Source organism: Rhizobium sp. AN6A (genome assembly GCF_900215635.1).
GTDB classification, from domain to species: Bacteria; Pseudomonadota; Alphaproteobacteria; order Rhizobiales; family Rhizobiaceae; genus Agrobacterium; species Agrobacterium tumefaciens.
Window position 1 is genome coordinate 111,684 of sequence record NZ_OCNC01000002.1, and the last position, 13,534, is coordinate 125,217.

A 13,534-nucleotide genomic window follows, 5' to 3' on the forward strand; every position below is an offset into this window, starting at 1 on the left:
CGCTACACAGCTTGTCCACTGCCAGCCCGCCAGCAATGCAGGCTGAATGGGACCACACTCGCGTTTATCCTCTGCCCTGTGCCGAAGGCGCGCCTGACTAAATTTTTTACTAGATTTGAAAGGTGATTTCGTTTTAGAAATCATTTCCAATTAATTCTGCAAGTGGAGAGGGTTTGCGATGAGCGTAACAAGATGGGAGGACGACGCCACTCTTTGGCACGGTCCAGATTATGGCTCGGAGGCTTTGAAATACCACCCGAACGTCAAGTCGGCGGCTGTCGCAGGTCGGATCATCACCTGTGTCGAGATCGTCGACTGGAGCGGCACAGGTACAAAGGACATGCTGATTTCTGCATGGGACGCCTGCTACGACGGTCGCGTCTTCTTGCGTCGCCAAATCGGCACCAATCCTGACGGCACACCTATTTTGGGCGAAGAAGAGCTGGTGGAAGGGGTCCGCGGTTACGTGACGGCCGTTAAGGATGGAGATCTCTTCCATCTCATCTCCGCCTCGCGGCTGCGCAAACAGATTTATGTGTTTCCCAACATCGGGACAAAAGGCGCCCCTGAATTCGGCGACCCCGTGCGCCTGGATCTCGATGCCGACTGGGTCAAGGGTAACGAATATTTCCATATGGCCCGGTTCCACGATATCGACGGCGACGGCGTCGCAGAACTTGTCGTCGGAAGCGACTACTGGAACGACTACTGGCCGAACGGTCTGGAATGGAACGACGAAGGTTATCGCGGCTATGACGACGCCGGCCGTTGGCTCGGCGGTCCGCTGCGTGGGTTCCTGTACGCATTCAAGAACTCAGGTACCCTCGCAGCCCCTGTGCTCGAAAAGGGTCATGCCCTCGTCGCCGGCGAAACGCCGCTTGAAGTTTATGGGCAGCTGGCGCCTGCTTTCGGCACGTTTGGGACTAATCAGCAACACATTGTAGCGGGCGAGTTCTGGAATATCCTGCATATTGCCCGGCAGCGCGAAGACGGAACCTTCGAGCCAACCAGCCTGGTCCGCGGTGTGGACGACGCAGTGCTGGAACTCGATCACTGCATCCATCTCCCCTGCGTCGTCGATTGGGATGGCGACGGTCGTGAGGATATCCTTTATGGCGCCGAAGATGGCTACATCAGCTTCCTCAAGAACGTCGGAGATGGTGAGGATGGCCTACCACGTTTTGAGCAGCGCGGCCGCATCGAAACCACGAAGCCGTTGATCCACGCAGGTATCCTGCCAAGCCCGGCGGCCTATGACTTCAGTGGCGATGGGCACTACGATCTTGTGGTTGGCAACAGCACAGGCGAACTCCTCTTCTACCAAAGCCGAGAGAAAGACGGCACCATCTTTCTCGACAAGGAAGTTATGCTGAAGGGTGGCGACACGCCGATCCGGATTGCGGCCGGATTAATGGGCTCTATCCAGGGACCGTCGGAGAAAATGTTTGGCTATTCCTGCCCGACGCTTGCCGACTGGACCGGCAATGGCAGCATGGACATTTTGGTTAGCGACGTCACGGGCCATCATCGGCTATTCCGCAACACCGGCCAAAAGGTCCTGCCGCCACGCTTCGGCGAGGAAGAGTTTCTAACCTTCAACGGCAAGCCCTTGAAGACAGTCTGGCGGGTTCGACCGGCGGTCGTTGATTGGCTTAACGACAGCGACCTTCATTACATCGCATTGGATGAGGATGGGGTCCTTAGTGATTGGAGGAAAGCGTCTGACACGGAGCTCGTCGACAAACGTTTCCTTCGTTGGGAAAATGGCGAAGCAATGCGCTTTACGGTCGATGTCGGCGGAGGTCGCGGTCGCGTGAAGCTATGCTTCTGCGATTGGGAGGGGTCAGGTCGTACCGATCTGATTTTTGGGACCCATGCTCGCGCCTGCGTGCCGCCGGATCCAAAGACCGGCGCACCACGCAATACAACAAAGCAGGCAGGCCTGTTCTACTCCCGCAATGTCGGCACACCGGACGAGCCGCGGTTTGAGTTACCGATACCGATCAAGCACCGTAACGAGATTACTCAGATGGCTATGCACGTTGCTTCCCCGGAAGTTGTCGATTGGGCTGGCCGTGGAAGCCTCGATATCGTCGTTGGGATCGAGGACGGCAGCATTGTCTGGCTGAAACGCGAGGAGTTGTCGTGGTGAGCGGCGTTATCATTCGAGGTACAACTAGGTTGATCGGCATAATCGGCGATCCTATCGCCCAGGCCAAGTCGCCAGCTGCGGTCAACCCTCTTTTTGCGGCACGCGGGGCTGATATCGTCTCCGTTCCTCTCCATGTACCCGCGACAGACCTGGCTACGATCTGGGCTGGCTTGAGGGCGATGCCGAACCTCGTGGGGTTCGGCATTACTCTACCTCACAAGCAAACTGCGATCGATCTTTGCGACAGTCTAGATCCGGTGGCAGCCCGGGTCGGCGCTGTCAACTTCGTCCGACGCGAACGCGACGGTAGTTTTCGAGGCTACCAATTCGATGGCAAAGGCTTTGTCCGTGGCCTTCAATCGAAAGGGATTGCGACAGAGGGTCGCGATGCTCTCATCATCGGAGCCGGTGGTGCTTCGGTTGCTATAGCGTTTGCACTCGTCGAGGCAGGTGCCAACAGCATTACGGTGTCAAATCGAACTTTTGACAAAGCCGAAGCGCTTGCTGAGACGGTGAATGCTGACTTTGGGAGAACGGTTGCCAAGGCAGGCAGAGCCGAGCCGGAAGCTGGGCAACTCGTCGTCAATGCCACGTCACTGGGCCTTCAAGATACGGACGCGCTACCCCTCGATCCGGATCTCCTGCAGCCTGGAATGACACTGGCTGAAGTCATTGCTCAGCCAGAAACAACCAGGCTTCTTGCGCTGGCTGCAGCACGGGACGTCGAAACGCATTCCGGCATGCACATGATCACCGGACAAGCCGACCTCACTGTCGACCATATATGTGAGCTTTGGGCTTAGTTGCGCTTAGGCTGGGTAGCCTCCAAATGAGGTGGCTTTAAAAGCGCGCTCTGGCACCTGTCAGGAGGGCCATTGCAATGCGTTGGCTAAGAAGAGGCTGCTGCTCTGACAAACGGGGACCCTGCCGAGGCGGTGCTAGGATTATCCAGCACCGTGATTTTGCAGCCTCAGACCTTTCTCTGGCCACCAAAGTCTGCCTACCCTACCTGTCAACGAGAGCGTCACAACGGCGTCGTGCAACCCTTGGCCTACAAACGCGAGGTTTGTCGGATAGACTTCCGGCATCCAGACTTGGTCAATCAGCTCGCCTTGAGGAGAAATCACCGATATGCACCCGGTTACCAAGGTCGAGACACAGATGTTACCGGAAGCCGCAATCTTTAGGCTATCCAGGCGTTGGAAGCCGCCTAGTCCAATAACGAGCTCGCCGCCATTCTGGCTCGGAAAAGGTCTTTTATGGACTACCCCCGGCCCAGCGATGGCGTAGCTCCAAAGTCGTGCTGTTTCCATTTCGGCGACGTAAAGCGTCGAAAGATCGGGTGACAAGCCAATTCCGTTTGGTGCGAACAGTGGAAACACCACACTCTTTATCGAACTGCCATCGGCTTTTCCGTAATAGACAGCACCATGGTCGCGCTGAAACTCCCGGACCCTGCCCGTGTCTGTGAAATAAAAGCCGCCCTGATCATCGAAAACAATGTCGTTAGGGCCGCTAAGTCTCCTGCCCTCGCACTGGTCATACAAGGTCGTCACCTCACCCGTCGCGATATCGACCCTTTGGACCAATCCACCGGTGTAATCTGCGGCCAGACCAACGGGTCGCAACCACTCGCCTTCCTGCTGCCACGAGAACCCTCCATTATTGCAAACGTAGAGCGCTCCATCCGGCCCTAACGCCATCCCGTTAGGGCCGCCGCCGGTCTGGGCTAGTACTTCGTGTTTTCCGCCTCCGCTGATCCTAATGATCCGACCGGCACCGATCTCTACGACGGCAATCGAACCGTCTGGAAGTTCGACCGGTCCTTCCGGAAAGCGAAGTCCCGTCGCCATTATCTCAATGTCGGTTCTCGTCATTTGGCCCACCGATCCTGAACGAAGTCGGCATGCGACTTAACTATTCATTTCCACGTCCTCAGGTGCTCCACCTCTTTCCGCTGATCGGTATCCCGCCTCAAGCACGGCGAGAGCGCGCTCCGCTTCGAGCAGGCCTGCAACGGGACGGCTTCCGCTCGCTAGATCCGCCCAGCTCCGACGAAGGAAGACTGGGTAATATTCGTCGGTGTTGTACTCGATATTCACGGCAAAAGCCTTCTCCTGTTCGGGCGACTTGGCGTAGAATTGATCAGCATACCCGCGAATATAGCGTGCACGATGAGAGAGCGAAAAGGCAAAGTCTCGTTGATCATCGGCGGTCGAGGGGTACAAATAGCCAGTCTCGATGACCCCTATCTGTCCTGCGGCAGTTCGGCAGGTGAACACTGCCTGTTCGTCGACAGTTACGTCAGGTCGGTAGATCCGAACCTCGCCTGCGACACGGATGATCGGGCTTTGCGTGAGTGTCGAGATCAGGTCGATGAAGTGAATGCCAACATTGAGCATCGATCCACCTCCAGCGTGGTGCTTGTCGAGCATCCAAGCGCATCCATTCCGCTCGTAACGGGCAACCGACCCTACGATGAACCTGAAGGACAAATGTTGAAACCCGTCTGGCGTTAGTCCTGCGGCCGGCGATAAACGATCGGCCAATTCACTTACGCGTTGAATAAAAGGCACACTCACATAAACGCCGCGTTTTTCGGCCAAAGTGCGTATACGACGAACCTCCTCCAGATTCAGCCCGCATGGCTTTTCAATCAAAAAAGGCGTACCCTTAGCAATGAGCTGCTCAGCAAGTTCTGCCATGTCGGAGTGCCGGCTCAATACAAGCGCGAAGTCGAAATCTGCGTTCAGGAGCTCCTCATTGGAGCCGTAGAGTTTACAATTGAGCAGATTTGAAAAACGAGCGCCTGCAAACGAAGCGCTGTCCGATATCCCAACGACCTCGATTCCCGGATCTTTTAACGCAGGGATGTAAAGCGGAAAGTGCCAATGGCTGACGTCGAAAACTGCGATCTTCATCCCGACTCCGTTTATTGCGGGTTTATCAAGCAAGGAGCCGGTGGCTAAAAGTACTGGCCAGCCGGACGCGGACTGACGTGGTGACCGCCGTTGAGCGGCTCCTTGTGAAACGCCCTCCACAATGCTATTGGAATAGTATTCCGACAAACCGAATATCGTGGTACCATGCGCCTTGTCAAATCCCTTCTCGATCGTTGTTTCGACCTCATCACGCTGTTGAGTGAGAATGCCACTGGGTTGTCTTTGGGCGAGATCAGTCGGCGGCTGGACGTGCCTAAGAGCGCAGCGCATCGCTTGCTCAACAGTTTGTGTGACCTTGGTTGGGCCGAACAGGATCCCGAGAACGGGTTCTATCGCCTTTCGCTGCGTCTCGCCGTCATGGGCCAGCGTTTGCTGGCTGGGACAAGGATCCCCGACATCTGCCAGCCGATCCTGGACCGATTGGCCAGCGATACCAAGGGACTGGGCAGGATCGCGATCCTTGATCCTGACGGTCTGACGTGGATATCACATTCGCAAGGCATGCGGTCCGGCCTGATTTACCAGCCGGAACTTGTAGCAAAGGTGCCATTGCACACGACGGCCAACGGCAAAGCATGGTTGGCCACATTGGACCGCGAGGAAGCATTGGCCAGGGCCGTGGCAAGCGGGCTGGGCCGAACGGACCTCGGCGGTCCGCGGGCCATCACGTCCAGACAGACCTTCTCGGCGGCTTTGGACGAGACAGAAGAACGTGGATGGGCCACTGCGATCGAAGAAGCTGAACCGGGAGTCGCCGCTGTCGCAGCGGTTATACGCGTGGGAGGTCAGGTTGTTGGAACGGTGAGCATCGCAGGACCTATACACCGCTTTTCGGCACTTGTTTTACCGCAGTTGGCGGAACAGGTGAAGGCCACTGCACAGGAGCTTTCTGAACTTTGGCCTTATCGAATTGCCTCACCCAGCCCGCAAACGAACGCTTCTAGCAAGTCACAAGTCATTGGAAATATTATCTAAAGTTCGTCTTTAGCTGTGATTGCCACCACAGTCGCGCTGATCCTCCTTGACACCCGCTTTCCTTAATGGAATAACGTTCCGATAGCGATCGGGGAGATCGCACTGGCCAGGTAGCCGCTTCGGTGGCTGGTAGGAGGAAACAGTTGGCTAATGTTGAGCTGAAGGCCGTTCGCAAAGCTTACGGGGCCGTAAAAGTGCTTCACGGCGTGTCCGTCGATATCCGAGAAGGGGAATTCGTCACTCTCGTCGGACCCTCGGGTTGCGGTAAATCAACCCTGTTGCGGATGATCGCGGGCCTTGAAAATATCACGGGCGGTGAGATCCAGATCGGCGGACGTACCGTTAACGACATCCCGCCGAAGGCCAGGGATATCGCCATGGTCTTCCAGAACTATGCCCTTTATCCGCATATGACCGTTGCGGAAAACATGGGTTTCTCGCTGAAGCTCAAAAAGGCTCCGCGGGAAGAACGAGAGACGCGCGTTCAACGCGCAGCAGAGATCCTCAGTCTCACGAAGCTCCTTGATCGTTACCCTCGCGAACTGTCAGGCGGCCAGCGTCAGCGCGTGGCGATGGGTCGCGCGATTGTTCGCAATCCGCAAGTATTCCTGTTCGATGAGCCGCTCTCGAACCTGGACGCGAAATTGCGTGTGCAAATGCGCGCCGAAATCAAGGAACTGCATCAGCGGCTTAAAACCACCACCGTCTATGTCACCCACGATCAGGTCGAGGCAATGACAATGGCCGATAAGATCGTTGTCATGCACGACGGTTACGTCGAGCAAGTCGGCGCGCCGCTTGAACTGTATGATTACCCCGCCAACGTATTTGTCGCTGGGTTTATCGGATCGCCATCTATGAACTTCCTCAACGGTCGGGTGGAGGAAGGCCGGTTCGTTCTAGAGGACGGACACAAGCTTCCTTTACCTGCAGGCGTGGCGGACATCTCCGAGAAAGTGATCTACGGCGTGCGTCCTGAGCATCTCACGATCAGTGACGACGGACTGCCACTTACCGTGACAGTCGTCGAACCGACCGGCTCCGAGACCCAGATCATCGCTCGGCATGGCGCGCAAACCATCGTCTGCATATTCCGAGATCGCGTTCTTCCGAAGGTTGGAGAGACCATCACCGTGGCTCCGGATCTTTCACGCGTTCACCTCTTCAGCGAGAGCACTGGCAGGCGCTTGTCTTAACGACGCGACGTCACCGCCCACTTTGCCTGATACGGCCACAGGGGAATTATCGAATGTCGATACCACCGCTGCAAGTCAGCACCACTCAAAGCGCGGCGCACCTGGCGAGCGACGTTGGGGACGCCACTGAAAACCCGAACCGCTTTAGCTGGGCTCCCTTTCTCTGGTTTACACCCGCGATCCTGATCCTTTTTCTTGTCACGCTCTACCCGACGATCTTCGTGATCTGGTTGAGCTTCCAGAAAACAAAATACTATGAGCTCGTCGGCTTTACCGGTCTCGCCAATTACGTCGAAGTGCTGCGCTCATCCGAGTTCTGGGACACGACGATAATTTCCCTGACCTATGTTGGGGGCTCTCTGGCCGGCGCCATAATCCTTGGCATGGCCTCGGCACTGGTTTTGAACCGAGCGGGCGTTACCGGCTCTGCGTTGCGGGTGTTCATCCTTTTCCCTTGGACTCTGTCCATGTCGGTCGTCGGAAGTATCTGGCTCTGGCTCCTCAACCCCTCGTTTGGGCCGGTGCCCTATGTGATCCAGAAGCTGGGTATCGATCCGGGGTTGATGCTAGGGGATCCAGGTATGGCATTGCCCCTCATCACTATCGTCACGGCTTGGTGGTCGTTTCCCTATGTCATGGTGATGGCTACAGCGGCCATGCAGTCCATTCCGAAAGAACTTTATGAAGCGGTCGAGATCGACGGCGGCGGTGCGTTCGTGAAGTTTCGCTACGTTACGCTTACCGAAATCCTTCCCACCTTGGGAAGCACCGCGCTGACGCTTTCGATCATGTACCTGACCTTGATGACGCTGATCATTGTCATGACCGGCGGTGGACCACTGGGATCAACGACCACGCTCAGTTTCGAAGCTTTTCGTGGAACCGTACAGGCGGTCAATATTGGGCCCACTGCAGTTGTCTCGATTGTCGTCCTTATCATCAATGTCGCCCTTGGTGCTCTTTACAGCCGGCTGACCGGCCGCGCTACCGGATAGGATCAGATATGAGTAACGCTCTCTCGAACCGATCAAACGGACAGATACCCGCGATCCTGGGATCGCTGCTTGTTGCGATTATCGTTCTCGGACCAGTGCTTTGGGCCTTTGCGACGTCGTTCAAGACGGAAGTGGAAGCGGTTGTTATTCCGCCTACTCTTTGGCCGACATCACCGACGTTGGATAACTACACCAAGGTCTTCCAGGACCCGTCTTTCCTCAACGACCTTTGGAACTCTGTTGCCTACTCCGTTGGTGCCGTGATCATAGCTCTCCTCGTTGGAATTCCGGGAGGATACGCCGCAGCCCGCTTTTCTTTCAAAGGCAAAAGGGCTCTTATGCTGGTCATTCTAGGAACCTCAATGGTGCCGGGAGTGGCTCTGCTGGTTCCCACATATTATCTGCTGGAAAAGGTCGGTTTGCTGAACAGCGGCATCGTGGTGACGATCATCCTTTCAGCGAGAATTATCCCGCAAACGGTCTGGTTCATCGCCAATTTTGTTGAAGCCGTTCCAGTCGAGATCGAAGACTCCGCTATGATCGATGGCGCGTCTCGTTTCCAAATCATTTGGGAGCTGATCTTGCCGCTCATCCGTCCTGGCCTCGCAGCTGTCGCGACAATAGGTATCGTGACCACCTGGAACGACTATATCACGGTGGCGGTCTTTGCGCCCGAGGTCGCAAAACGGACCTTGCAGGTCGCCCTCGTCAACCAGGTCTTCGACGCCGTCGGCATTTCCTGGTCATACATGTTGGCCTTCGTGATGGTCGCATCATCACCGGTGATCTTCATGTTTGGCTTCGTCCAAAAGTGGTTCATCTCGGGCCTGACGGCCGGCGCTGTAAAAGGCTGATGACCTACAGAAACATCCACACACCATGTTCAACCTGGGAGGAAGACGCATGCATACCGTCTCAAAACGGAAACTCATCAGATCATCCGCGGCGCTGGCAATTGGGACCGCCATCTTCGCTTTCATTACACCGCAGGCCTTCGCCGAAAGTACGAAGATCATCTATCAGACGTACCTGGATCCGAACAATTCGAAAGACCCACGTTCGGCTGCCCAGACCAAAATGATTGACGCGTTTCAGTCGAAGAACCCTGACATCAAGATCGACGTGCTTGTCGATTCAACCGGAGCTACTGCATCTCGTGCGATCAAATCGGGAAGTCAGACTCCCGACGTGATCCGTGTGACTGGACAGGGTGTCGCAGAATTTGCCGCCACTGGAAATCTTCTTGAACTCGATGATTTGGTGAAGAAGGATGGCATTCCGGAGGACGACTTTCTCCTACCCCTTTCGAACGCACGAATTGGCGGAAAGCTGTTCGTGATTCCCCAAGATTTTCGTATTCCGATCCTGTTCTACCGCAAGAGCATGTTGGAGAAAGCCGGCGTCAAGCCGCCGACGACGTGGGATGAAGTGTGTGCGATGGGCGCCAAGTTTGGCCAATCGGACGTTATCCCGTTCGCTGTTCCACTTGGAGCCACCGGCGGCCTAGGTGGCGCTCAGGCTCTTGGAGAATTCCTCCTAAGTACGATGCTGCCTGAACAGGGTGGTCAATACTTCACCTCTGAAGGCAAGATCGCGTTCTCAAAGGAATCGTTCATCAAGGCGGCAGAGACGATCAAAGGCTTCTACACGACGTGCAACGTAACCCCGCTGCGCAGCGCACAGATGGGCTTCAATGAGTTGCATGACGCGCTCCGGTCCGGTGGTGCGGCGTCAGCGGTGTTCGGACTATATCGCTACAAGACGATTCAGAAGCAACTCGGCGGCGATGATCTAGCCTGGGCTCCGGCGCCTGCATATTCGGCAACCGACAAACAGACGGTCTACAGCTATAATATTGGAATTAATAAGAAATCCGCCAATCAAGACGCTGCTTGGACCTTCGTAAAGTTTATGGTGTCACCAGAGGCGCAGGCTCTCGCAGCCGAGGGTGGCGAAGTCGTATCGCGTAAGTCGGCGTACAATGCGCCATACTTCCAGAGCGACGCCGGTAAAGACCAGAAGAAGTGGTCTGAACTTGTAATACAGCGGGGTCAGACTATGACCTACACCCCCATCATCACAAACTATCACACCATCCTGGGCGAAGCTTTCCAAAGAATGGTCCTGAAGGACGGATCGCCGGCAGATGCTTACGACGAACTGATTGAACGATATGACGCAGCACTCGCGAAGGCGCAGTAGCTAGCCTCATTGTAACGAGGCTGGATGGCGGGTCACCGCCATCCAGCTCCCCATCGACAAGGCCATCTACGGTCGTTGTCGGAACCTCAATGCTAAATCTGGTGGTTTGGGCGGCCTCAGTCTCGCTCAACGGCGGCTGAAAAGCCGATGGGTACTGTTGTGCCATACGCACTCATATGTGGCGCGCAAACCCTGACCAGTGAACCACATTCAGACCGATGGAAGGCATCCGCCATGAGATATCGATACCTTGGAAGAACTGGAGTTCAGGTCAGCGAGTACATGCTAGGCACAATGAGCTACGGTTCTGATGGAAATACTGACGAGAAGGAATGCATCGAGATTGTGCATAGCGCGCTCGATCGCGGCATCAACTTCATCGACACGGCTGACACATACTCCCATGGTGAATCCGAGGAGATCGTCGGCAAAGCGATTGCGGGCCGTCGAGACAAAGTGGTGCTTGCGACCAAGTTTCGTTTGACGGCTGGCGAAGGACGCAACGAACAGGGTGCGTCACGCTACTGGATCATGAAACAGGTCGAGAACAGTCTGCGAAGGTTGAACACGGATCACATCGATCTCTACCAAATGCATCGGCCTGACCTTCAGACCGATCTTGATGAAACGCTCGGCGCTCTAAACGACCTGGTGACCCAAGGGAAAGTTCGCTACATCGGCTGCTCGACAATGCCGAGCTGGTATCTGGCGGAGACACAATCCGTAAGCCGATTGAACAAGACGGCGCGATTTATCAATGAAAGCTCGCCTTACTCTATTTTCCAGCGGGCCGTGGAAAGAGAAACCCTCCCCGCCGTTCAACATTACCGCATGGGTTTCACTGCCTGGAGCCCACTGAATGGCGGCTGGTTGACCGGAAAATACAAGGCCGACGGCTCGGTGCCCTCAGGATCCAGGGCTGAACGCGTCCAAGGACAGTGGGGACAGCACTACCCAATCCTGCAAACCCGCTTCGATATGCAACGCGAGGGTAACAGGCGCAAACTCGAATTGCTTCAGGAACTTGAGGGCGTTGCGATGGAGGCCGGTGTGTCCCTTATGCACATGGCTCAGGCGTTCCCGCTGGCGCACGCCGCTGTGACATCTGTGATCCTTGGTCCCCGCACGCTTGAGCAGTTCAAGAGCATGGAAGCGGGCTTTGAGACAGTCCTCCAGTCCGCAACGCTCGACCAGATTGACGCGCTTGTTCCGCCGGGATCACTCATCGAAGAAGCCGACCGTGGTTATGTTTCTCCGTGGCTAGCGCCAGAGGTTCGTCGCTATCCGGGGAAACCTGCTTGAGTGAAACCGACCGATCTTGCTTCGGTGTGAGAATACCGTCGGTTTGGTGATCGACGACTCGACCCTGACGCCGTTCCCGCGACCGAGCATGGTCTCACAACCATTCATATTCAAAATTAAGAGGGGCCGATGACGAACATTGTCTTCAACCACGCCACGGTGCGCGAGAGAGCAGATATGTTGACCTATCTTCGACTCTGCTCGGAGCGCGGGCTTGATACCGTTTCCATCTGGGGAGACGAGATTGTCAAGGTTGGCGAAAACGACGCCCTGTCTGTCTTGCAAGATTTTGGAATGACGGTCTCGGGATACAATCGTGTGGGCCCGTTAAATGAATATGCATATGACTCGGTTGAGGCGGAACTCGAGCGGGCGGCGAAATTCGAGGCTGACCATGTCTTCCTGTTTACCGGTGGCTTTCGGGGCAATGAAAAGGACTTGGCTTCAGCAAGACGACGGATTGAGGATACAATTGGTAAAGTCCTCGACAGCGCGCGAAAGATCGGCGTGAAGCTCGCCATTGAGCCGCTCCATCCCATGGTCACGGGCGACCGCAGCGTCATCTCTAGTCTCTCCCATGCAAATTCTCTGTGCGAAGCGCTGGGACCGGGCATCGGAGTGGTCGTCGATGTCTATCACTGCTGGTGGGATGAGCGATTGCAAGCCGAAATCGCGCGGGCAGGCGACGCCGGTCGGCTCTTTGGATTTCATGTCAACGACTGGCTCATCCCTACCCGTCATGTCCTGACCGATCGGGGCATGATGGGCGACGGGATCATCGACCTGCGCGGCATCTACTCGATGATGCGACGAGCAGGATACGATGGAGCGGTTGAGGTGGAGATATTCTCAACCGACTGGTGGGCTCGCGACCCGGCGGAGGTGATGGACATCGCCATCGACCGCTGCCGCGACCTGTTCAACGTGGATCGAAATCATGCGGGTTGATATCCCTAACCTTGACGGCAACTCGCGCGTCTACGCTGTGTTTGGTGATCCGATCCACCAGGTACAAACGCCGCGCCTGATCAATCCCATCTTCGCCGCTGCCGGGGTGAACATTTACGCAGTTCCCTTCCAGATTTCCGCTGAACATTTCGCGGCAGCCTGGGATATATTTTCTGCCATACCCAATCTCTGCGGTATAAGCACCACGATCCCACATAAGGTCGCAGCGGCCAAAAAATGTTCAACGCTTACGCCAACGGCGAAGGCCGTAGGTGCCGTCAACTGCATCCAGCGCGCTGAGGACGGGCAGATGAACGGTGCGCTGTTCGATGGCATAGGGTTTGTTGACGGTCTCGGTGAGGCAAAGTCGCGTTTGCGCGGCGCTCGCGTGCTGATTGTCGGAGCTGGTGGAGCTGGCCGCACGATCGCGTTTGCACTTGCTGGGGAAGGTGTTGCCAAGATCGATCTCATGGATCTCTCGGCAGAATCCGTCGCCTTCACTGCGGCAATGGTCAACACTTTGCGCGGTGAAGAATGCGCGGTTGCCGTCGATGGTTCGGCAGGCTGGGACTACGACATCGTCATTAATGCATCCCCGATCGGCGTCAAGGGAAATAGCAAATTCCCTATGCCGGCGTCCGCGATCCGGCCCGACATGCTCATCGCCGATATCGCCAGCCTAAGCGAGGAAACCGCGCTATTACGCACCGCCAAGGCGGCCGGTGCAAAGGTGTCTGACGGCAATGACATGCTGCTGGCGCAAATCCGCTTGATGGCGGGTTTTGCCGCAGGTTTGCCAGCAGGAACGCCACTTTGACAATC

The 13,534-nt window shown here is 56.1% G+C and carries 12 protein-coding genes; 10 read left to right on the plus strand and 2 right to left on the minus strand.

The features are described 5' to 3' along the window. The first annotated feature begins 178 nt into the window (after window positions 1-178). Together CRO62_RS01880 and CRO62_RS01885 are read left to right on the plus strand one after the other, a co-directional pair. On the plus strand, window positions 179-2,152 hold the full coding sequence (locus CRO62_RS01880) for an FG-GAP repeat domain-containing protein (RefSeq protein ID WP_097098964.1): 1,974 nt from the start codon (window positions 179-181) through the stop codon (window positions 2,150-2,152). Beyond that, window positions 2,149-2,955 carry a shikimate dehydrogenase family protein gene (locus CRO62_RS01885; RefSeq protein ID WP_272448217.1) on the plus strand — a complete coding sequence of 269 codons (807 nt, stop codon included), beginning with the start codon at window positions 2,149-2,151 and terminating at the stop codon, window positions 2,953-2,955. Before CRO62_RS01880 ends, CRO62_RS01885 begins: the two co-directional genes overlap by 4 nt. A 141-nt stretch (window positions 2,956-3,096) precedes the next feature. On the opposite strand, the gene CRO62_RS01890 is transcribed toward CRO62_RS01885, so the two are convergent. Next, window positions 3,097-4,029 (minus strand): SMP-30/gluconolactonase/LRE family protein, encoded by a 933-nt coding sequence (locus tag CRO62_RS01890; RefSeq protein ID WP_097098965.1) that lies wholly within the window; start codon window positions 4,027-4,029, stop codon window positions 3,097-3,099. Between the two features lie 36 nt (window positions 4,030-4,065). After that, entirely contained in the window at window positions 4,066-5,073 is a 1,008-nt protein-coding gene (locus CRO62_RS01895) for a Gfo/Idh/MocA family protein (RefSeq protein ID WP_179784433.1), read from the minus strand. A 165-nt stretch (window positions 5,074-5,238) separates the two neighbouring features. On the opposite strand from CRO62_RS01895, the gene CRO62_RS01905 reads away from it, so the two are divergent. The 8 genes from CRO62_RS01905 (at window position 5,239) to CRO62_RS01940 (ending at window position 13,529) form a co-directional block, all read left to right on the plus strand. Then, window positions 5,239-6,069 carry an IclR family transcriptional regulator gene (locus CRO62_RS01905; protein ID WP_141682942.1) on the plus strand — a complete coding sequence of 277 codons (831 nt, stop codon included), beginning with the start codon at window positions 5,239-5,241 and terminating at the stop codon, window positions 6,067-6,069. Window positions 6,070-6,212: 143 nt separating this feature from the next. Continuing rightward, a complete protein-coding gene (locus CRO62_RS01910) occupies window positions 6,213-7,265 on the plus strand; it encodes an ABC transporter ATP-binding protein (protein WP_097098967.1) in 1,053 nt (350 codons plus the stop codon). A 53-nt stretch (window positions 7,266-7,318) separates the two neighbouring features. After that, window positions 7,319-8,260, plus strand: coding sequence for a carbohydrate ABC transporter permease (locus CRO62_RS01915; protein WP_065662690.1), 942 nt, complete (start codon window positions 7,319-7,321; stop codon window positions 8,258-8,260). An 8-nt stretch (window positions 8,261-8,268) separates the two neighbouring features. Beyond that, complete coding sequence (locus tag CRO62_RS01920) at window positions 8,269-9,114, plus strand: carbohydrate ABC transporter permease (protein WP_097098968.1); 846 nt, start codon at window positions 8,269-8,271, stop codon at window positions 9,112-9,114. A 49-nt stretch (window positions 9,115-9,163) separates the two neighbouring features. After that, window positions 9,164-10,462, plus strand: coding sequence for an ABC transporter substrate-binding protein (locus CRO62_RS01925; protein WP_179784434.1), 1,299 nt, complete (start codon window positions 9,164-9,166; stop codon window positions 10,460-10,462). A 294-nt stretch (window positions 10,463-10,756) separates the two neighbouring features. Beyond that, window positions 10,757-11,764: an aldo/keto reductase gene (locus tag CRO62_RS01930; RefSeq protein WP_210201846.1), complete on the plus strand. Its 1,008-nt coding sequence runs from the start codon at window positions 10,757-10,759 to the stop codon at window positions 11,762-11,764. A 129-nt stretch (window positions 11,765-11,893) separates the two neighbouring features. Continuing rightward, entirely contained in the window at window positions 11,894-12,712 is an 819-nt protein-coding gene (locus tag CRO62_RS01935; RefSeq protein ID WP_097098971.1) for a sugar phosphate isomerase/epimerase family protein, read from the plus strand. Continuing rightward, a complete protein-coding gene (locus tag CRO62_RS01940; protein WP_097098972.1) occupies window positions 12,702-13,529 on the plus strand; it encodes a shikimate dehydrogenase family protein in 828 nt (275 codons plus the stop codon). Before CRO62_RS01935 ends, CRO62_RS01940 begins: the two co-directional genes overlap by 11 nt. The last annotated feature ends 5 nt before the right edge of the window (window positions 13,530-13,534 follow it).